The organism is Streptomyces sp. NPDC004752, from assembly GCF_053601275.1.
In genome coordinates this window covers 69,160-88,698 of record NZ_JBSGBN010000014.1, presented here as the reverse complement: position 1 = coordinate 88,698, position 19,539 = coordinate 69,160, and the positions used below count along the sequence as shown (strand labels likewise).

The 19,539-nt window shown below is 69.4% G+C and carries 16 protein-coding genes, 3 tRNA genes and 1 pseudogene; 9 read left to right on the top strand and 11 right to left on the bottom strand.

What is annotated here, in order from left to right:
- Positions 1-13: 13 nt before the first annotated feature.
- From ACWEKM_RS08700 to ACWEKM_RS08680, 5 genes are all read right to left on the bottom strand, one after another.
- Entirely contained in the window at positions 14-886 is an 873-nt protein-coding gene (locus ACWEKM_RS08700) for an ABC transporter permease (protein ID WP_451620431.1), read from the bottom strand.
- On the bottom strand, positions 883-1,827 hold the full coding sequence (locus tag ACWEKM_RS08695; protein ID WP_451620430.1) for an ABC transporter ATP-binding protein: 945 nt from the start codon (positions 1,825-1,827) through the stop codon (positions 883-885). Before ACWEKM_RS08695 ends, ACWEKM_RS08700 begins: the two co-directional genes overlap by 4 nt.
- A gap of 134 nt (positions 1,828-1,961) precedes the next feature.
- Positions 1,962-2,034, bottom strand: a tRNA-Gly gene (locus tag ACWEKM_RS08690).
- A gap of 116 nt (positions 2,035-2,150) precedes the next feature.
- Positions 2,151-2,222 (bottom strand) — tRNA-Gly (locus tag ACWEKM_RS08685).
- Between the two features lie 124 nt (positions 2,223-2,346).
- Positions 2,347-2,664 carry a histone-like nucleoid-structuring protein Lsr2 gene (locus ACWEKM_RS08680; protein ID WP_451620429.1) on the bottom strand — a complete coding sequence of 106 codons (318 nt, stop codon included), beginning with the start codon at positions 2,662-2,664 and terminating at the stop codon, positions 2,347-2,349.
- A gap of 309 nt (positions 2,665-2,973) precedes the next feature.
- Here ACWEKM_RS08680 and purS point away from each other — a divergent pair, with 309 nt between their 5' ends.
- The 3 genes from purS to purL are packed head-to-tail and all read left to right on the top strand — an operon-like array spanning position 2,974 to position 6,202.
- Complete coding sequence (purS, locus tag ACWEKM_RS08675; protein WP_067056252.1) at positions 2,974-3,246, top strand: phosphoribosylformylglycinamidine synthase subunit PurS; 273 nt, start codon at positions 2,974-2,976, stop codon at positions 3,244-3,246.
- Entirely contained in the window at positions 3,243-3,947 is a 705-nt protein-coding gene (gene purQ, locus ACWEKM_RS08670; protein ID WP_451620428.1) for a phosphoribosylformylglycinamidine synthase subunit PurQ, read from the top strand. The genes purS and purQ overlap by 4 nt, the downstream gene beginning before the upstream one ends.
- Positions 3,944-6,202 (top strand): phosphoribosylformylglycinamidine synthase subunit PurL, encoded by a 2,259-nt coding sequence (gene purL / locus ACWEKM_RS08665; RefSeq protein WP_451620427.1) that lies wholly within the window; start codon positions 3,944-3,946, stop codon positions 6,200-6,202. Before purQ ends, purL begins: the two co-directional genes overlap by 4 nt.
- 92 nt (positions 6,203-6,294) lie before the next feature.
- On the opposite strand, the gene ACWEKM_RS08660 is transcribed toward purL, so the two are convergent.
- Positions 6,295-6,870, bottom strand: a complete 576-nt coding sequence (locus tag ACWEKM_RS08660; RefSeq protein ID WP_451620426.1) for a Uma2 family endonuclease — start codon at positions 6,868-6,870, stop codon at positions 6,295-6,297.
- A 175-nt stretch (positions 6,871-7,045) separates the two neighbouring features.
- Here ACWEKM_RS08660 and ACWEKM_RS08655 point away from each other — a divergent pair, with 175 nt between their 5' ends.
- The 4 genes and pseudogenes from ACWEKM_RS08655 (at position 7,046) to purM (ending at position 10,768) form a co-directional block, all read left to right on the top strand.
- Positions 7,046-7,843: a sterol carrier family protein gene (locus ACWEKM_RS08655; protein ID WP_451620425.1), complete on the top strand. Its 798-nt coding sequence runs from the start codon at positions 7,046-7,048 to the stop codon at positions 7,841-7,843.
- Positions 7,844-7,881: 38 nt separating this feature from the next.
- A pseudogene (locus tag ACWEKM_RS08650) lies at positions 7,882-8,070 on the top strand (META domain-containing protein); the annotation flags it as partial.
- Between the two features lie 73 nt (positions 8,071-8,143).
- Positions 8,144-9,673: an amidophosphoribosyltransferase gene (gene purF, locus ACWEKM_RS08645; protein ID WP_451620424.1), complete on the top strand. Its 1,530-nt coding sequence runs from the start codon at positions 8,144-8,146 to the stop codon at positions 9,671-9,673.
- A 30-nt stretch (positions 9,674-9,703) separates the two neighbouring features.
- Positions 9,704-10,768 carry a phosphoribosylformylglycinamidine cyclo-ligase gene (gene purM / locus ACWEKM_RS08640; RefSeq protein WP_451620423.1) on the top strand — a complete coding sequence of 355 codons (1,065 nt, stop codon included), beginning with the start codon at positions 9,704-9,706 and terminating at the stop codon, positions 10,766-10,768.
- Between the two features lie 108 nt (positions 10,769-10,876).
- Here purM and ACWEKM_RS08635 read toward each other — a convergent pair whose 3' ends face one another.
- Both ACWEKM_RS08635 and ACWEKM_RS08630 read right to left on the bottom strand, forming a co-directional pair.
- Positions 10,877-11,128, bottom strand: coding sequence for a DUF3073 domain-containing protein (locus ACWEKM_RS08635; RefSeq protein ID WP_451620422.1), 252 nt, complete (start codon positions 11,126-11,128; stop codon positions 10,877-10,879).
- 390 nt (positions 11,129-11,518) lie between these two features.
- Entirely contained in the window at positions 11,519-12,598 is a 1,080-nt protein-coding gene (locus ACWEKM_RS08630) for a Leu/Phe/Val dehydrogenase (RefSeq protein ID WP_451620421.1), read from the bottom strand.
- Between the two features lie 282 nt (positions 12,599-12,880).
- Between ACWEKM_RS08630 and ACWEKM_RS08625 the strand changes: the two genes are divergently transcribed.
- Together ACWEKM_RS08625 and bldC are read left to right on the top strand one after the other, a co-directional pair.
- Positions 12,881-13,723 carry a hypothetical protein gene (locus ACWEKM_RS08625; protein ID WP_451620420.1) on the top strand — a complete coding sequence of 281 codons (843 nt, stop codon included), beginning with the start codon at positions 12,881-12,883 and terminating at the stop codon, positions 13,721-13,723.
- A 497-nt stretch (positions 13,724-14,220) separates the two neighbouring features.
- Complete coding sequence (bldC, locus tag ACWEKM_RS08620; protein WP_003949541.1) at positions 14,221-14,427, top strand: developmental transcriptional regulator BldC; 207 nt, start codon at positions 14,221-14,223, stop codon at positions 14,425-14,427.
- Positions 14,428-14,910: 483 nt separating this feature from the next.
- Here bldC and ACWEKM_RS08615 read toward each other — a convergent pair whose 3' ends face one another.
- The 3 genes from ACWEKM_RS08615 to hrpA all read right to left on the bottom strand — a co-directional run bounded on the left by ACWEKM_RS08615 (position 14,911) and on the right by hrpA (position 19,400).
- Positions 14,911-15,102 carry a DUF6274 family protein gene (locus tag ACWEKM_RS08615; protein WP_451620419.1) on the bottom strand — a complete coding sequence of 64 codons (192 nt, stop codon included), beginning with the start codon at positions 15,100-15,102 and terminating at the stop codon, positions 14,911-14,913.
- Positions 15,103-15,253: 151 nt separating this feature from the next.
- Positions 15,254-15,328: transfer RNA gene (locus ACWEKM_RS08610), tRNA-Asp, on the bottom strand.
- Positions 15,329-15,422: 94 nt separating this feature from the next.
- On the bottom strand, positions 15,423-19,400 hold the full coding sequence (hrpA, locus tag ACWEKM_RS08605) for an ATP-dependent RNA helicase HrpA (protein ID WP_451620418.1): 3,978 nt from the start codon (positions 19,398-19,400) through the stop codon (positions 15,423-15,425).
- Between the last annotated feature and the right edge of the window lie 139 nt (positions 19,401-19,539).

Genomic DNA, 19,539 nt, shown 5'->3' with positions numbered 1-19,539 from the left:
GGCCGGCCTGTGGTCAGCGCCGCGGTTCCCAGCGGAACCACCGCCGTACAGCAAACACCGCCACAACGGTCCAGGCCAGCGCGGTGGCCAGGGCGCCCAGGGCCTCGAACGCGCTCAGCCCACCGGTCCAGCCGCCCCGCACCAGTCGGATGGCCGGGGAGAGCGGGAGGAGTTCGCAGACGGCGGCGAGCCGGTCGGGCATGACCTCCGTGGGGATCGCGATGCCCGATCCGATCATGGAGATGAAGATCAACGGCAGCGCGGTGACCTGAGCGCTCTCCGCGGTCTTGGTGAAGGCGGTGGTGAGGGCCGCGAGCGCGGCGCACAGCACGAGGCCCAGCAGGACGCCGAGGACGGTGAGGTACACCGCTTCGGGTGCCCCCGCGTCGAGGAGGACGGCGCAGCCCACGGAGAGCACCAGGGCCTGGGCGAGGCCGAGGCCCATGGCGGGCAGGGCCGTGCCGGCGAGGATCTCGCCGTCGCCGAGTTCCCCGGTGCGCAGGCGCTTGAGCACCAGTTCCTCGCGGCGGGCGACGAACGCGCCCACCAGGGAGCTGTATACGGCGAACAGGAAGGAGAACCCGATCGTCGCGGTCAGCATCACGGCGCCGACGCTCAGTCCCTCGGCCGGCAGATCCACCCGGTCGAGCGCGGGCCGCACGGTGAAGGGCAGCGCGAGCGGCACGAGGAGCGCCGTCACGATCGTGGTGCGGTTGCGGCCGAGGAGGGTGAACTCGGCCCGGGCGAGGGCGCGCAGCCGCCGGGCCACGGGCGCGAGCGCGGTCCGGCCGGTGTGCCGGTCCCGGTCGCCCCGCCGGTCCGCGGTGCCGGGCTGGTCCGCGGTGCCGGACTGAGCCGATGTACTCGTGTGGGTCCGGGTGCTCATGCCGCCGTCGCCTCCCGCTCCCGGGCGATCCCCAGGAAGGCCTCTTCCAGCGAGGCCGACCGCACGTCGAGGCGGTGCAGCGGGACCCCCTTCCCCTCGGCCCACACCAGCAGTCCGGTGGCCGCCCGTTGCAGCTCCCGGGTCCGCAGCCGGACCGTCCGGCCGTCCATCTCGTGCTCGCACACCCCCAGTTGGGCGAGGGGCGGCAGATCACCGAGGAAGTAGCCCGTGGGCAGTTCGAACGAGATCCGGGAGGGCCGCTGCGCGGTCACCTCGGCCGGGGTCCCGGCGGCGGCGATGCGCCCCTCGTGCAGGATCGCGAGCCGGTCGGCGAGGTTCTCCGCCTCCTCCAGGTAGTGCGTGGTCAGCAGCACGGTCGTCCCGGCGTCGCGCAGCGCCCGTACCAAGTCCCAGGTGTCCCGGCGGCCTTCGACGTCCAGGCCGGTCGTGGGCTCGTCCAGGAACAGCACCTCGGGTTCGCCGAGGGCGGCGAGGGCCAGGTCCAGGCGGCGCCGCTCACCCCCGGACAGCTGTTTCACCCGCACCCCGGCCTTCCGGTCCAGGCCGACCATCTCCAGCGCCTCGGCGGTCCCCCGGCCCGCCCGGCTGGAGCAGTCCGCCCACATCCGCGCGGTCTCGGCGACGGTCAGCTCGGCCGGGAAGCCGCCCTCCTGGAGCATGACGCCGGTGCGCGGGCGTACGGCGGCCCGCTCCAGGTGGGGATCGTGGCCGAGGACGCGCACCCGGCCGCCGGCCGGTGCCGCGAGCCCCTCCAGCAACTCGACCGTCGACGTCTTGCCGGCCCCGTTGGTGCCCAGCAGCGCGAAGACCTCTCCGCGGGCCACGGAGAAACTGATCCCGCGCACGGCCTCGAACCCGCCCCCGTAGACACGCCGGAGGTCGGTGACCTCAATCACGTGTTCGTGCTCGTTGTTGTCCATGACACCAGCGTCCCGGCGGCCCGGGCCGGGCAGCAGTGCGCGATGTCATCGCCCGGCATGACAAATGTCAGAGGCGGGCGGGGGCGCGAGGCATGGAAAAGACCCCGGTCCAGTGGACCGGGGTCTCATTCCCGAGCGGACGACGAGGCTCGAACTCGCGACCTCAACCTTGGCAAGGTTGCGCTCTACCAACTGAGCTACGTCCGCATTGCTCCCGATCGGCTCCCACCGACCGGTGCGGGCATCAGCCTAACCGATCCTCCACCGAGCCTTCGACAAGCTCCGGCAGGGGAACCCCCATGAGGGTCCGGACGGCGATGCAGAGCGGGTGACAGGAATTGCACACTGCGCCTTCCCCCTGGAAGGGGGATGTTCTGCTACTGAACTACACCCGCAGACATTCCGTGGGTCTTGGCCTTTCGGCCTCGCCCCTCGGCGTGCTCCAGACTCTAGCTGATCAGGAGGGGTGCAGCGCAAGTCGGTTGCGGCGAGGGGCGGATGACCTGTCGGCGGCGGCGCTCACTGGGCAGCGCTGAACGCCTCGTAGACCTTCTTGGGGATGCGGCCTCGTGCGGGCACGTCCATCTTGTTCGCCTGGGCCCAGGCGCGGACGGCCGCCGGATCGGGGGCGACCTCCGTCTGCCGGTACGCCTTGCCCGACCTCGACCGCTTGCGGCCGGCCGCCACGTACGGCTCCAGGGCCCTACGCAGTTTCTTGGCATTGGTTTGGTTCAGGTCGATCTCGTACGACTTGCCGTCGAGTCCGAAGGCGATCGTTTCCGCCGCTTCCGAGCCGTCGATGTCGTCAAAGAGAGTGACCACGACCTTCTGCGCCACGAATATCGGTCCCTTCGTGCGGCACCTCATACAGCTCATCTGCGATGACGTGCCGAGTATCAGCTATTGCCAATTCATTTGTACAGTGCCTGGCAATGAAATGTGAAGCCCGACTAAATCCCTCAGCGTGTCCGAGGGCAATAGCTATGAGGGGTCGACCGGGGATCTTTCCCGGAAATTTCCACAACCGTACCCCTTCGATGTCGGATCGTGATGGCGATCACGTAGGTTCCTACAACACTACTCGCGTAGAAATTTCGTACGGGTACGCTGAAGGAACCTGCTCAGCACCACACACCGGGAGTGCCAGTGGCACGCGTCGTAGTCGACGTCATGCTCAAGCCGGAGATCCTCGACCCCCAGGGCCAGGCGGTCCAGCGTGCACTGCCGCGCCTGGGTTTCGAAGGTATCTCGGATGTACGTCAGGGAAAGCGATTCGAACTGGAAGTTGACGGGCCGGTTGACGAGGCCGCGCTCGCCCGCATCCACGATCTTGCGGAATCCTTCCTCGCCAACACCGTGATCGAGGACTTCACCGTCAAGGTCGAAGAGGCGGCGGAAGTCGCGGAGGCCGCCAAGTGACCGCTCGTATCGGCGTCGTCACTTTCCCGGGGAGCCTCGACGACCAGGACACCCGGCGCGCGATCCGCCTCGCGGGCGCCGAACCGGTCGCCCTCTGGCACAAGGACAAGGACCTCAAGCAGGTCGACGCCGTGGTGCTGCCCGGCGGCTTCTCCTACGGCGACTACCTGCGGGCCGGTGCCATCTCCCGGTTCTCCCCGGTGATGGAGGCCGTCATCGAGCAGGCGCGGGCCGGACTGCCGGTCCTCGGCATCTGCAACGGCTTCCAGATTCTCACCGAGGCCCACCTCCTCCCGGGTGCGATGCTCGGCAACGACCACCTCCACTTCGTCTGCCGCGACCAGCGGCTGCGCGTGGAGAACGCGGAGACCGCCTGGACCGGTGACTACCGGTCCGGCCAGGAGATCCGCATCCCGCTGAAGAACATGGACGGCCGGTACGTCGCCGACGCGTACACGCTCGACCGGCTGGAGGCCGAGGGCCGGGTCGTCTTCCGGTACCTGGTCCACGGCGAGGCCGCTGAAGGGTACGGCAACCCGAACGGCTCCCTGCGGGACATCGCCGGCATCACCAACGAGGCGGGCAACGTCGTCGGCCTCATGCCGCACCCCGAGCACGCCGTGGAACCGCTGATCGGTACCGGCCGTACCGACGGCCTTCCTTTCTTCACCTCGATCCTCAAGAAGCTGGTGGGCGCATGAGCCGGACGCCTCTGGACACGGTCGAGCACGCGACCGCGACCCCCGACGTCGAGCTGCCCTGGGCCGAACTCGGCCTGAAGAAGGACGAGTACGAGCGGATCGTCGAGATCCTGGGCCGCCGCCCGACCGGCGCCGAGCTGGCCATGTACTCCGTCATGTGGTCCGAGCACTGCTCGTACAAGTCCTCCAAGGTCCATCTGCGCCAGTTCGGCGAGAAGGCCCCCGAGTCCGACGCGCTGCTCGTCGGCATCGGCGAGAACGCCGGCGTCGTGGACGTCGGCCAGGGCTACGCCGTGACCTTCAAGGTCGAGTCGCACAACCACCCCTCGTACGTCGAGCCCTACCAGGGCGCGGCCACCGGCGTCGGCGGCATCGTCCGCGACATCATCGCGATGGGTGCCCGCCCGGTGGCCGTGGTCGACCCGCTGCGCTTCGGCGCGGCCGACCACCCGGACACCCGGCGGGTGCTGCCCGGTGTCGTCGCCGGTATCGGCGGCTACGGCAACTGCCTGGGCCTGCCCAACATCGGCGGCGAGGTCGTCTTCGACGCCTGCTACCAGGGCAACCCGCTGGTCAACGCGGGCGCCATCGGCGTGATGCGGCACGAGGACATCCACCTGGCGAAGGCGTCCGGCGCCGGCAACAAGGTGGTCCTGTACGGCGCCAGGACCGGTGGCGACGGCATCGGCGGCGCCTCCATCCTGGCCTCCGAGACCTTCGACGATGCGAAGCCGTCCAAGCGCCCGGCCGTCCAGGTCGGCGACCCCTTCCAGGAGAAGCTCCTCATCGAGTGCACCCTGGAGGCGTTCCAGGAGAAACTGGTCGTCGGCATCCAGGACCTGGGGGCGGCCGGGCTGTCCTGCGCCACCTCCGAGCTGGCGTCGAACGGCTCCGGCGGCATGCGGGTGACCCTGGACGACGTACCGCTGCGCGACTCGACCCTCTCGCCCGAGGAAATCCTCATGAGCGAGTCGCAGGAACGCATGTGCGCGGTCGTGGAGCCGGAGAAGGTCGGCCGCTTCCTGGAGATCTGCGCCAAGTGGGACGTCATCGCCACGGTGATCGGGGAAGTGACCGACGGCGACCGCCTTGAGATCTACTGGCACGGCGGCAAGATCGTCGACGTCGACCCGCGCACGGTCGCGCACGAGGGCCCGGTGTACGAGCGCCCGTACGCCCGCCCGTCCTGGCAGGACGACCTCCAGGCGGACGACGCGAACAAGCTGCCCCGGCCGACGACCGCCGAGGAACTGCGGGACCAGGTCCTCGCGCTGGTGGCCTCCCCGAACCAGGCGTCCAAGAAGTGGATCACCTCGCAGTACGACCACTTCGTCCAGGGCAACACGGTGCTGGCCCAGCCGGAGGACTCCGGCATGATCCGCATCGACGAGGAGAGCGGGCTCGGCGTCGCCATCGCCACGGACGGCAACGGCCGCTACGCCAAGCTGGACCCGTACACGGGCGCGCAGCTGGCGCTCGCGGAGGCGTACCGCAACGTGGCGACGACCGGTGCGCGGCCCCTCGCGGTCTCCGACTGCCTGAACTTCGGCTCGCCCGAGGACCCCGCCGTGATGTGGCAGTTCGCGGAGGCGGTACGCGGCCTCGCGGACGCCTGCCTGCAGCTGGGTACGCCCGTGACCGGCGGCAACGTCTCCCTGTACAACCAGACCGGCGAGGCGGCGATCCACCCCACGCCCGTGGTGGCCGTGCTGGGCGTCATCGACGATGTGGCCCGTCGCACCCCCGTCGCCTTCCAGGAGGAGGGCCAGCTGCTCTATCTCCTCGGCGACACACGTGAGGAGTTCGGCGGTTCGGCCTGGTCCCAGGTGGTCCACGACCATCTGGGCGGTCTGCCGCCGACCGTGGACCTGGAGCGTGAGCGCCTGCTGGCCGAGATCCTGATCTCCGCCTCCCGCGACGGCATGATCGACTCCGCGCACGATCTGTCGGACGGTGGTCTCATCCAGGCAGTGGTCGAGTCGGCCCTGCTCGGCGGGAAGGGTGCGCGCCTGGTCGTGCCGGACGGCCTGGACGCCTTCACCTTCCTCTTCTCCGAGTCGGCCGGCCGCGCGCTCGTCGCGGTGCCCCGCTCGGAGGAGGTCCGCTTCAACGACATGTGCGGCGCGCGGGGCCTGCCGGCCGCCCGCATCGGTGTGGTGGACGGTGACGCGGTCGAGCTCCAGGGCGAGTTCGAACTGCCCCTGGCCCAACTGAGCGAGGCCCACGAGGCGACGATCCCGGCGCTCTTGGCGTAGCCGGTTCAGGGCGTACGGCCCGTACGACGACGAAGCCCCCGCCCGGGGTCGCGTTTCCGGGTGGGGGCTCCTCGACTCATCGGACGTAGCTTCTATCGGACGTAGCTTTTGAGGATCTCCGTGTCGAGTTCGATGCCGATCGGGTCGGGGACGAACACCCTCTCACCGAACTTCGCGGTGTGGACGTCGCGGTAGCCACCGACCTTCCGGTCCGGTGAGCTGTGCACCGTGACCGTGCAGGAGTCCCGGTCGATCAAGAGATACAAGGGGATTCCGGACTGGCCGTATGCGGCGGGCTTCTCGTACCGGTCCCGTCGGTCGGTGTCCGAGTCGTACGAGGTGACCTCGACGACCATGAGCGCCCCGTCCGGGTCGGCCCACTCGCCGTGTCCCGCGAAGTGGGCTTCGGGCGCGAGCACCACATCCGGTTGTGCCCTGCCCTCCCGGAACGTCTCCACCCGGAGCCCCCGGCCCTGATACAGGTCCAGGTCGGGCCTGGTCTGCATACAGCGTCGGGCCAGCCAGGCCACGATGGTGTTGTGGTCTCCGTCGGCCACCTTCTTGACTCCGATCCGTCCGTTGATGAACTCCAACGTGACGGTCTCGGGAGCGGCGGACGCGATCGTTTCGAACTCCTCCACCGACATCTGAGACGTGTGCTCGGTCATAACCGTCGTGCTGCACCCCCTTCAAGGCGAAAGCCAGTGTTGTCCGGGCCCGGGGGCGCGGGGCGGTTTGCGCCGCCGATCACACTGATGGGTGATGGCCCTCGGCGTACGGGCGGGGGTCTGCCGACTTGGCCGGACCTGAGCGGGTACGCCGTGCAGGCATAAGCTCACTTTCATGCCACCGGCCAAGAAGCGCACCCGGACCTACGATCCCGCGCGGACCCGCACGGCGGTCCTCGCCCAGTTGGGCGCCGTACGGGAGGCCGTCCGCACCCTCACCCCCGAGCAACTCGCGCTTCCCACAAGGCTCGGCGACTGGACCGTACGCGAACTCGTCGCGCACATCGGGATGGCGGTCACGGCGGTCGGCCGCTCCCTGGACCGGCCGGAGCCGGCCCGGCCGGACGCCGTGCTCCTGGACTGGCCGTTCGCGACGGCCGCAAACTCCGCGGCCATTGCTGAGTTCACCCGCGGTCTTGTCGAGCGCCACCCCGACCTCGACGCCTACCTCACGTCCGTCGAGCGTGACCTCGTCGCCCAGCTCGACGCGCATCCCGGCAGCCGGATCCTGGAGACCAACGCCGGCGCTCTGCCGCTCGCCGACTACCTTGTCACCCGGACCGTCGAACTCGTCGTCCACACCGACGACCTGAACGCCGCCGTGGCCGGCCTTCAGGTGCCCCACGACCGGCAGGCCCTCGCCGCGGCGACCCGCCTCCTCGCCGACGCCCTCGCGGTGAAGGCGCCCGGCGGCTCCACCGAGGTGCGTATTCCGCCGTACGCCGTCGTGCAGTGCGTCGAGGGACCCCGGCACACCCGCGGCACTCCTCCCAACGTCGTCGAGACCGACCCGCTGACCTGGATCCGGCTCGCCACGGGGCGGCTGGCCTGGGCGGACGCCGTGGCGGAGGCCAAGGTCAGCGCGAGCGGCGAGCGGGCGGACCTCGGCGGGCTGCTGCCGCTGATGTCGTGACGTGAACCGACGGCCTCCTCACCGCGTCGAAGGCCACGGTCCGCGACGCACATATCACTCTGGGCACTCCCGCCACCACCCGAATGATGTGCGACGCCTCACTCATGCATACGGAAAAGACTCTGCTGCGCCTCTTCGGCGGCCCGGTCGGCTACCGTCTGGAACACCGCACCGTCACGCTGACCAGCGAAAACGGCGAGAGCATGACAGCGGTCGCGGAACGGTGACGGATCACGAACACGTATCTTCGGGGCATTAGCCAATTCGGACCAGTGGTCGATCTCGCCTACACTCGGTGCCGTGCCACGTGGTGACGGTCGACTCAATCACGATCTGCTCCCCGGTGAGAAAGGCCCCCAGGACGCGTGTGGCGTCTTCGGAGTCTGGGCTCCGGGTGAAGAGGTCGCAAAACTCACGTACTTCGGGCTCTACGCCCTCCAGCACCGGGGTCAGGAATCCGCGGGAATCGCGGTCAGCAACGGCTCCCAGATCCTCGTCTTCAAGGACATGGGCCTGGTTTCCCAGGTCTTCGACGAGACCTCGCTCGGCTCGCTCCAGGGTCACATCGCGGTCGGACACGCCCGCTACTCGACCACCGGGGCCTCCGTGTGGGAGAACGCCCAGCCGACGTTCCGTGCCACGGCGCACGGCTCCATCGCGCTCGGCCACAACGGCAACCTGGTCAACACGGCACAGCTCGCCGAGATGGTCGCCGACCTGCCGAAGGACACCAACGGCCGCTCTGCCCGGGTCGCGGCCACCAACGACACCGACCTGCTCACGGCCCTCCTCGCCGCCCAGGTCGACGACGACGGCAAGCCGCTGACCATCGAGGAGGCCGCGCACACGGTCCTCCCCAAGGTCAAGGGCGCCTTCTCCCTCGTCTTCATGGACGACCACACCCTGTACGCCGCCCGCGACCCGCAGGGCATCCGCCCGCTGGTGCTGGGCCGCCTGGAGCGCGGCTGGGTCATCGCCTCGGAGACCGCCGCCCTCGACATCACCGGCGCCAGCTTCGTCCGTGAGATAGAGCCCGGCGAGTTCGTGGCTGTCGACGAGAACGGTCTGCGTACCTCGCGATTCGCGGAAGCGAAGCCCAAGGGCTGTGTCTTCGAGTACGTGTATCTGGCCCGCCCGGACACCGACATCGCCGGCCGGAACGTGTACCTCTCCCGCGTCGAGATGGGCCGCCGCCTCGCCAAGGAGGCCCCCGTCGAGGCCGACCTGGTGATAGCGACCCCGGAGTCCGGCACTCCGGCCGCCATCGGCTACGCGGAGGCCAGCGGGATCCCGTTCGGCGCCGGCCTCGTCAAGAACGCCTACGTCGGCCGGACCTTCATCCAGCCCTCGCAGACCATCCGTCAGCTCGGCATCCGCCTGAAGCTGAACCCGCTGAAGGAAGTCATCAAGGGCCGGCGCCTGGTCGTCGTCGACGACTCCATCGTGCGCGGCAACACCCAGCGTGCCCTGGTCCGCATGCTCCGCGAGGCGGGTGCGGCCGAGGTCCACATCCGGATCTCCTCGCCCCCCGTCAAGTGGCCCTGCTTCTTCGGCATCGACTTCGCCACCCGTGCGGAGCTGATCGCCAACGGCATGACCATCGACGAGATCGGCACCTCGCTGGGCGCCGACTCCCTGGCCTACATCTCCATCGACGGCATGATCGAGGCGACCACCCTCGCCAAGCCGAACCTGTGCCGCGCCTGCTTCGACGGCGAGTACCCGATGGAACTCCCGGACCCCGAGCTGCTCGGCAAACAGCTCCTGGAGACCGAGCTGGCGGCCGGCCCGGCCGCCCCGGCCGCAGTCGACGCGATCCGTCGCCCGTAACACCTGCCGTACGACACGAAAGTCACAGTCATGCCTGAGACCACTGGTGCCAGCTACGCAGCCGCGGGCGTCGACATCGAAGCGGGCGACCGCGCCGTCGAGCTGATGAAGGAGTGGGTGAGGAAGACCCGGCGTCCCGAGGTCCTCGGCGGCCTCGGCGGCTTCGCCGGCCTCTTCGACGCCTCCGCGCTGAAGCGCTACGAGCGCCCGCTGCTGGCCTCCGCCACCGACGGCGTCGGCACGAAGGTCGACATCGCCCGCCAACTCGGCGTCTACGACACCATCGGCCATGACCTGGTCGCGATGGTCATGGACGACATCGTGGTGTGCGGCGCGGAGCCGCTGTTCATGACCGACTACATCTGCGTCGGCAAGGTGCACCCCGAGCGGGTGGCGGCCATCGTGAAGGGCATCGCGGAGGGCTGTGTGCTGGCCGGCTGCGCCCTCGTGGGCGGCGAGACGGCCGAACACCCGGGCCTGCTGGGCGAGGACGACTTCGACGTCGCCGGCGCCGGCACGGGCGTTGTGGAGGCCGACCGGCTGCTCGGCGCGGATCTTATCCGTACGGGTGACACCGTGATCGCCATGGCGTCCTCCGGTCTTCACTCGAACGGGTACTCCCTGGTCCGTCATGTGCTGCTGAACCGGGCCGGGCTGACCCTGGACGCGCGGATCGAGGAGTTCGGCCGCACCCTCGGCGAGGAGCTGCTGGAGCCGACCAAGATCTACTCCCTGGACTGCCTGGCCCTGACCCGCACCGCCGAGGTGCACGCCTTCAGCCATGTGACCGGCGGCGGGCTCGCCGCCAACCTCGCCCGCGTGATCCCGGACGGACTGCACGCGATCGTCGACCGCTCCACCTGGACCCCGGGCCCGGTCTTCGACCTGGTCGGCAGGGTCGGCGCCGTCGAGCGGCTGGAGCTGGAGAAGACCCTCAACATGGGCGTCGGCATGATCGCGGTCGTGCCGGAGGAGTCGACGGACGTGGCCCTGGCGACGCTGGCCGACCGCGGGGTCGAGGCATGGGTGGCGGGCGAGATCACCGACCGGGGCGAGCGCACCACGGGCGCGGAACTGGTGGGCGACTACGCGTAGACCCCCCGGCCCGGCGACCCGGGACCGGACGCCCGTGCGGACAGCAGGAAACCCGGTCCGGTGCTAAGGGCCCCGGACCGGGAAGGAGCGACTGAGCCGCTGCAAGTGTCACGCGCCGCGACGATGTTGCGAGGACTGGCCGTCCTCGTCCTCCTCGTCGTCGTCCTCATAGAGGTCGGCGTACCGTGAATACAGGTCCTCGTCCTGCTCATCGTCCTCGAAGCGGTCGCCGTTCGGCGACTGGTTCGACGTCGATGCGCCCAGCTCCTCGGCCAGGCGTGAGAGATCCGTCCCACCGCTGTTGTACTTCAGCTGGCGGGCGACCTTCGTCTGCTTGGCCTTGGCCCGGCCGCGCCCCATGGCTCGACCCCCTCAACGACGGGGCTCGACGGCCCCAGAGTCTGACACGCGTTCATGATCCGGAACGGACTCTCCGTAGAGAGGCCGGTCCGTAGGGCTTCCACGGTACCTGAGCCCGCGCCCATACGGTACGTCGCCCACAGGACGCGCGTGTGCGCGGGACCTTCGAGGCGCCCCGTCCTCGCTGGTCAGTGGCGATTTTAACCACTTATCCGGGCACGACCCGCCGGTTGAAGTGAGAGTTCTCTCCAACTTCCCGCCGACGGGTACCGGTCCGGCCAAGTCCGTAACGCTTCGACCGTGTCCCGAAGGGGCGCGGGGAACTGCGCGACTAGCCACGATGGCGCTGCAGACAACCGACGGCATATCCCGGCATTCCCAGCGGAGCGCTCAGCGGGCCTCCGCCATCCGCTGCTCGGCGATCCGGTCGGCCGCGGCAGCCGGCGGAATCCCGTCTTCCTTCGCACGTGCGAATATGGCCAGCGTGGTGTCGAAGATCTTCGCCGCCTTCGCCTTGCACCGGTCGAAGTCGAACCCGTGCAGCTCGTCGGCGACCTGGATGACCCCGCCGGCGTTCACCACGTAGTCCGGCGCGTACAGGATCCCGCGGTCGGCGAGGTCCTTCTCCACGCCCCGGTGGGCGAGCTGGTTGTTGGCGGCGCCGCACACCACCGCGGCGGTGAGCACGGGCACGCTGTCGTCGCTGAGGGCGCCGCCGAGCGCGCACGGGGCGTAGATGTCGAGCCCCTCGGCCCGGATCAGCGCGTCGGTGTCGGCGACCGCGGTCACGCCCTCGGGGTGCTGGTCGAGGATGCGGCGCACGGCCTCCTCGCGTACGTCCGTGATCACGACCTCGGCGCCCTCGTCCCGCAGATGGCGCACCAGGTGGTGGCCGACCTTGCCGACGCCGGCGATGCCGACCCGGCGCCCGCGCAGCGACGGGTCGCCCCACAGGTGCTGGGCCGAGGCGCGCATGCCCTGGTAGACGCCGAAGGCGGTGAGGACGGAGGAGTCGCCCGCGCCGCCGTTCTCGGGGGAACGGCCGGTGGTCCAGCGGCACTCGCGCGCCACGACGTCCATGTCGGCGACGTAGGTGCCGACATCGCACGCGGTGACGTACCGCCCGCCGAGCGAGGCCACGAACCGGCCGTAGGCGAGCAGCAGTCGCTCGGTCTTGTCCCGCTCCGGGTCGCCGATGATCACGGCCTTCCCACCGCCGTGGCCGAGGCCGGCCATGGCGTTCTTGTACGACATCCCCCGCGCGAGGTTGAGGGCGTCGGCGACGGCCTCCTCCTCGGTCGCGTACGGGTAGAAGCGGGTCCCGCCGAGCGCGGGGCCCAGGGCGGTGGAGTGGATGGCGATGACGGCCTTGAGGCCGCTGGCGCGGTCCTGGCAGAGCACGACTTGCTCATGTCCCCCCTGGTCCGAGTGGAACAGGGTGTGCAGGACGCCGTTGGTCACGTCGGTCACTGTGGTGACTCCCGGGTAAGTAGCGGCGAGTGGAGACGGGCCCCTGCGGGCACCCCCACACTTTTGGTGGTGGGGGAGGGTGGCGGGATGCCGTGGCACGAGCGTAGAGCCTGGGTCGCCCGCCGACCGCACGGTGTTCAGGATCACCTTGGCGCGTCGTCCGCCCGCCCGTGGCCATGGCAGGATTTCCAGGGGTTTCGCTACGTCCGGGCGCCGCTCGGACGGGTCCGGGTGCGGGTCCCGCGCGGGTTTCGAGCCGGGGCCGATGGGGAGGGAGCAGGCGTGCCCAAGGTGTCCTCGGTGATCGTCCCCTACGCGACGTATCTGCGTGTGTACGAACCGCTGGCCGCCTTCTCGGAGCCGGAGCGCGGCCACTGGGCGCGCTACGCCCGCCGCCCCGGCCGCCCCTCCTGTCAGGACGAGCTCCGCCGCTCCCTGGCCGATCTGCTGCCCACCCCGCCGGTGCCGGTGCCGGTGCACGAGAGTGCCGATGCCTTCGTGCTGGACGTCGACGGGGTGGTCTGCGTCTGCCCCTGGCGCACCCGGCTGCGCGGCTGGCAGGCCCTGGGCGAGCTGGCCGAGGAGCTGCCGCCGCCGGTCCTGGACGCGGTGCTGCCCCCGGTCGTGCGCCGCCAGGCCGCCCAGGACTACGAGCGCTGGCTCGCCCGCAACCCCGACGCCTGCCCCTGGATCCGCACGGCCACCTGGCAGGTCCCGCTGAGCTGGTTCGTGCTGGTCTCCGACGAGGAGCGGGAGTACGCCGAGGGGGCCGACGAGAAGGCGCCGCTGCTGCGGTACCGCACGCCGATGGTGCAGGCCCGGCGCCGGGTGGCACGGGCGCTGCGCACGCTCAAGGACGCGGTCGAGGAGGGCCCTCTGATCGACGGCGTGCTGGATGTCGGGCGCTGGCTGGAGGAGTTCCATCCGCGCTCGCTGGTGGAGCTGGACTACGGCGGTCTGGTGCACGCGGTGCCGGCGGGCGAGCTGGCGGGGGACCACTCGGCGGCCGATGTGGCCGAGGGCATCGACGCGCTGCGCCGCGGCGACGGAGCCGCCGCGGGGGAGGCGTACGGCCGGCTCGTGGAGCGCTGGCGGACGGTCCGGGACCTTCGCTCGGCAAACTGACATGTCGTCAGAAGTGACGTAGGTCACGGCCGCGGCGGCGGGGGCGACGTACGGTCGACAGGACTTCCCCGACGTGACGGGACGTTGGCCCCGATCCGGGCTTATGCGTCAAGGGTGATGGAGCGCACTTTACCCGGCCCTTGCATCTCTTGCCCCTCCTCATGCCAAAATAGGACAAGGAGTCCGGGAAGGGCTCAGCATTGCACGCTTTAGGGGGGTCTGGTGGCTCCTGGATACCACTGTGACTGATCGTCACAGTGGCGTGACTGTCCGCTATGGCACGGTCCATCGGCTTCCGTCGGTGATGAACACCTGGGAGGGCAATTCCATCGGTTTGGCCGACGTGGCTGGACGGATGGTGTAGTTGTAGTGCCGAGGACAAGCCGTTCGTCCTATAACCGACTCGACTCGCGTCCGCCATTTCGGGCAACGCGGGTCAAGGTGCAGAATTTAGAGGAAAGAACCGAGATGGTTCGGTTCTCCCGAGGAGGCCGCTCATGACCGCTCGCACCCCTGATGCCGAGCCGCTGCTGACCCCGGCTGAGGTCGCCACGATGTTCCGCGTTGACCCGAAGACGGTCACGCGGTGGGCGAAAGCCGGAAAGCTCACGTCGATCCGTACGCTCGGCGGGCACCGCCGCTACCGCGAGGCCGAGGTCCGCGCTCTGCTCGCGGGCATCCCGCAGCAGCGCAGCGAGGCCTGAACAACTCAATACCGGGCAATACGGCTGGTTCCCCCAACCCGTCGAGGCGCCCGAACCCTAGCTCCAAGCGACGCGGGACCTGCCCCAACAGGGCCCACGCCCAAGCCGATCAGAACGTTCTAGGCAGCGACACAGGGTGCGTCGTAGATCGCGCTGGACTCCGCCGGGTCCAGCGCGATCTTTTTTGTCCACCGCCGGCCGGGGCGACGAGGGGTCTGTGAGCGGGCTTGTCGAAGTCTGGGGAGAGGTGTCGGATCCGCTGTGGATGGCCCCAGAGAGGGGTGCAATTGCACATATTAAATTGACCAGTTGTAGGACGGACGTAAACGCCACCGTTTCAGAAACTCGCGCGGTGACACCCGTCACATGTCCAAGTGCTTGTTCCCTCCGGTCCGTATGCGCTAGAGGCGGCCGCCATCGGCCTGCCTCGGAACCGGCCCGGGGCCCAGCGACCCACTGTGGCAAGGGTGTTGAGGCGGCGCGTCACGGGAGGAAGGGGCTTTCGTCCTCGGTCATGTCCTCAGGGGCCTCGGCCGCCCGCGGGGCGGAATCCATCGCCAGGCGCAGTAGCCGGTGGCAGACCGCGCAATGGCGGGTCACATGCCGGTAGGACGAAGCGGCCGACAGATGCGCCCTGAGCAGCGCCCGCGTCTCGTGCCTGGCCACTGCCGCCATATGCCACCTCCACAGGCCCGCACAGGGGAACGGGCCCTGCTCCTTGGGTACCTGTGGAATGTGACGCCGTCAAGCCACCCCGGCCCATCCCCTCGCGCACGGAAACACAACAAGGGCCCGCCCCCTTGCCGGGGCGGGCCCTTGCACACTGCGGTCCTGACGGGATTTGAACCCGCGGCCTCCACCTTGACAGGGTGGCGAGCACTCCAAACTGCTCCACAGGACCTTGATTCGCGGCGCCATTTGTGCGTTGCGCTGCGAGAAGAAACTGTACAGGAGGGTGCGCCTCCTGGTCGAACTCACCCAGCGTACCGATGCGATCACGGGACGACGGCGTCGATCGCCTTCACGATCCGCTTGTCCGACACCGGGTAGGCCGTGCCGAGCGCATGCGCGAAATAGCTCACCCGCAGCTCCTCGATCATCCACCGGATGTCCAGGGCCGCGGCCGGCACCGGACGGCCCTGCGGGAACTGCTCCAGCAGCCACGCGTACTCGTCCTGCATCTCGTGCACCTTCGCCATGCGCGTGGAGTCCCGCTGGACGCCCGTCGCCATCTGCTGGAGCCGCCGGTCCGCCGCCACCAGGTAACGCATCAGATCGGGCAGCCGCCGTACCCCCGCCCACGTCACGAAGCCCGGCTTCACCAAGGCGTCCAACTGTGCCCTGACGTCCGCCAGGTTCGGCAGCAGCGTCGGGCTGCGCACCGCCTTCAACCGGCGCTCACAGGACTGCCAGGCGGCCAGCACCTGCTGCACCTGACCCACCGTCCGCACCGTCGTGTCGACGATCTCCGCGCGCACCTTGTCGTACAGCTTCCGATACGACTCCTCGTCCCACACCGGACCACCGAGGTCGGCGATCAGCCGGTCCGCCGCCGCCATCGCACAGTCATCGAACAACGCCTGCACGGAGCCGTGCGGATTCGCGGACAGGGCGAGCTTCTTGGCGTTCGTCAGCTGCTCCGCGGCGAACTTCGCCGGGCTGACCGGGATATTGCGCAGGATCAGCCGGCGGGTGCCCCGCCACATCGCCTCGGCCTGCTCCGCCTCCGTGTCGAAGAGCCGTACGGAGACCGTGTCGCCGTCGTCCACCAGCGCCGGGTACGCCTTCACCGGCTGGCCGGCCCGGCGCGTCTCGAAGACCCGGGTGAGCGCCCCGATCGTCCAGTCGGTCAGCCCCGCCCGCTCCAGCGACTCGCCGCCCATCCGCACGGCCGTCGCCGCCGCTGCCTGCGACAGCGCCTGCCTGGCCTTCGGCTTCAGCCGCAGCCGCAGCGCCTCCAGGTCCTTGTCCTCGGCGAGCCCCCGACGCCGCTCGTCGACGATCCGGAACGTGATCTTCAGATGGTCGGGGACCTTCGCCCAGTCGAAGTCGTCCGCCTCGAACGGCACCCCCACCATCCGCCTCAGCTCGCGCGCCATGGTGACCGTCAGCGGCTCCTGCATGGGCACGGCCCGCTCCAGGAACGCCTTCGCGAAGTTCGGCGCGGGCACGTAGTTGCGCCGGACCGGCTTCGGCAGCGAACGGATCAGCTCCGTGACCACCTCCTCGCGCAGCCCCGGGATCTGCCAGTCGAAGCCCTCGGCCGTGACCTGGTTGAGGACCTGAAGCGGGACATGCACGGTCACGCCGTCCGCGTCCGCGCCCGGCTCGAACTGGTACGTCACCCGGAACTTGAGGGGCCCCTGGCGCCAGGAGTCGGGATAGTCCGCCTTGGTGACCGCCTCCGCCGACTCGCGGATCAGCATCTCCCGCTCGAAGTCGAGGAAGTCCGGCTGCTCATGCCGTTTCCCCTTCCACCAGGAGTCGAAGTGCGCCCCGGACACCACGTGTTCGGGCACCCGTTGGTCGTAGAAGTCGAACAGCGCGTCGTCGTCCACGACGATGTTCCGGCGCCGCGCCCGATGCTCCAGTTCCTCGACCTCGCTGAGCAGCCTGCGGTTGTCCGCGAAGAACTTGTGGTGGGTGCGCCAGTCGCCCTCGACGAGCGCGTTCCGGATGAACAGCTCGCGGCTCGCCTCCGCGTCGATCCGGCCGTAGTTGACCTTGCGGTCGGTGACGATCGGGACGCCGTACAGCGTCACCTTCTCGTACGCCATCACCGCCGCCTGGTCCTTCTCCCAGTGCGGCTCGCTGTACGTCCGTTTCACCAGATGGCCGGCGAGCGGCTCGACCCACTCCGGTTCGATCCGGGCATTGACCCGGGCCCAGAGCCGACTCGTCTCCACCAGCTCCGCCGACATCACGAACCGCGGCGCCTTCTTGAACAGCGCCGAGCCCGGGAAGATCGCGAACTTGGCGTTCCGGGCGCCCAGATACTCGTTCTTCGCGCCGCCCCTGCCGCTCTCCGCGCCGGCGCCCTTCACGTCCTTCATCCCGATGTGCGACAGCAGGCCGGCGAGCAGCGAGACATGCACTCGGTCGGCGGGCGCGTCCTCCTCGTTGAGATGGATGCCCATCTGCTTGGCGACCGTTCGCAGTTGCGTATAGATGTCCTGCCACTCCCGGATCCGCAGGAAGTTCAGGAACTCCTGCTTGCACATCCGGCGGAACGACGAGGAACCCCGCTCCTTCTGCTGCTCACGGACATAGCGCCACAGATTCAGGTAGGCGAGGAAGTCGCTCGTCTCGTCCCTGAACCGGGCGTGCTGTTGATCGGCCTGGGTCTGCTTGTCCGCCGGACGCTCGCGCGGGTCCTGGATGGACAGCGCGGCCGCTATCACCATGACCTCGCGCACACAGCCGTTGCGGTCGGCCTCCAGGACCATGCGGGCCAGCCGCGGGTCCACGGGCAGCTGGGCCAGCGTGCGACCGGTCTGCGTGAGCCGCTTGCGCGGATCCTTCTCCGCCGGGTCCAGCGCCCCCAACTCCTGGAGCAACTGCACGCCGTCGCGGATGTTGCGGTGGTCCGGCGGATCGATGAACGGGAACCTCTCGATGTCGCCGAGGCCCGCCGCGGTCATCTGCAGAATGACAGAGGCGAGGTTGGTGCGCAGGATCTCGGCGTCGGTGAACTCCGGCCGGGCGTCGAAGTCGTCCTCGGAGTACAGCCGGATGCAGATGCCGTCCGATGTACGGCCACAGCGGCCCTTGCGCTGGTTCGCGCTCGCCTGGGAGATCGGCTCGATGGGCAGCCGCTGCACCTTCGTGCGGTGGCTGTAGCGGGAGATCCGGGCGAAACCGGGGTCGATGACGTACTTGATGCCCGGCACGGTGAGGGAGGTCTCGGCGACATTGGTCGCCAGCACGATCCGGCGACCGGTGTGCGGCTGGAAGACCCGGTGCTGCTCGGCGTGCGAGAGCCGGGCATACAGCGGCAGGACCTCCGTGAACCGGTATCTCTTCTTCTCCAACGCGTCCGCCGTGTCCCGGATCTCCCGCTCACCGGACAGGAAGACGAGGACATCGCCGCGGCCCTCCGCCATCAGCTCCTCGACCGCGTCCGTGATCGCGGTGATCTGGTCCCGGTCGGCGTCGTCGCCGTCCTCCTCCAGCAGCGGCCGGTAACGCACCTCCACCGGATACGTCCGCCCGCTGACCTCGATGATCGGGGCATCGCCGAAATGCCGGGAGAACCGCTCCGGATCGATGGTCGCCGAGGTGATGACGACCTTCAGATCCGGCCGCCTCGGCAGCAGCCGGGCCAGGTAGCCGAGCAGGAAGTCGATGTTCAGGGACCGCTCGTGGGCCTCGTCGATGATGATCGTGTCGTAGCCGCGCAGCTCGCGGTCGGTCTGGATCTCGGCGAGCAGGATGCCGTCCGTCATCAGCTTGATGAAGGTGCCGTCCGGGTCGACCTGGTCGGTGAAGCGCACCTTCCAGCCGACCGACTCGCCGAGCGGCGTCTTCAGCTCCTCGGCCACCCGCTCGGCGACCGTACGGGCGGCGATCCGGCGGGGCTGGGTGTGCCCGATCATCCCGCGGACGCCGCGGCCCAGCTCCAGGCAGATCTTCGGGATCTGCGTCGTCTTGCCGGAACCGGTCTCACCGGCGACGATGACGACCTGGTGATCGCGGATGGCCGCCGCGATCTCGTCCTTCTTCTGGCTGACGGGCAGCTGCTCGGGGTAGTCGACCGCGGGCACGCGCGAGCGCCGCCCGGCCATCCGCTCCTCGGCCTCGATGACCTCGGCCTCGATCTCGGCGAGAACGGCGGCACGGGCCTCCGGCTTACGGATCTTGCGCGCACCTTCGAGCCTGCGCCCGAGCCGATGCGCATCACGCAGCGACAACTCGGTCAGGCGGGGGGCGAGGACGCCGAGGGTTTGTGCCCCGAGGGCAGGATGCGTAGACATACGCGACCCAGGATCTCATCCCGGAGAAATCCGTGGCTAACGGATTTGGAACGGGCAGGAACGCCCACCGGCCCCGCGATCACTCGATCCGGCGATCGGTGACCGATCGCCGGATCAGCACCTTGATCCGCCCTGGCCC

Coding starts and splice junctions, on each gene's coding strand:
- ACWEKM_RS08615 (WP_451620419.1), bottom strand. CDS start 15,102: ATGGCGGCAGTGGCCAGGCACGAGACGCGGGCGCTGCTCAGGGCGCAT.
- ACWEKM_RS08700 (WP_451620431.1), bottom strand. CDS start 886: ATGAGCACCCGGACCCACACGAGTACATCGGCTCAGTCCGGCACCGCG.
- purL (WP_451620427.1), top strand. CDS start 3,944: ATGAGCCGGACGCCTCTGGACACGGTCGAGCACGCGACCGCGACCCCC.
- ACWEKM_RS08660 (WP_451620426.1), bottom strand. CDS start 6,870: ATGACCGAGCACACGTCTCAGATGTCGGTGGAGGAGTTCGAAACGATC.
- bldC (WP_003949541.1), top strand. CDS start 14,221: ATGACCGCTCGCACCCCTGATGCCGAGCCGCTGCTGACCCCGGCTGAG.
- ACWEKM_RS08655 (WP_451620425.1), top strand. CDS start 7,046: ATGCCACCGGCCAAGAAGCGCACCCGGACCTACGATCCCGCGCGGACC.
- hrpA (WP_451620418.1), bottom strand. CDS start 19,400: ATGTCTACGCATCCTGCCCTCGGGGCACAAACCCTCGGCGTCCTCGCC.
- ACWEKM_RS08695 (WP_451620430.1), bottom strand. CDS start 1,827: ATGGACAACAACGAGCACGAACACGTGATTGAGGTCACCGACCTCCGG.
- ACWEKM_RS08635 (WP_451620422.1), bottom strand. CDS start 11,128: ATGGGGCGCGGCCGGGCCAAGGCCAAGCAGACGAAGGTCGCCCGCCAG.
- purM (WP_451620423.1), top strand. CDS start 9,704: ATGCCTGAGACCACTGGTGCCAGCTACGCAGCCGCGGGCGTCGACATC.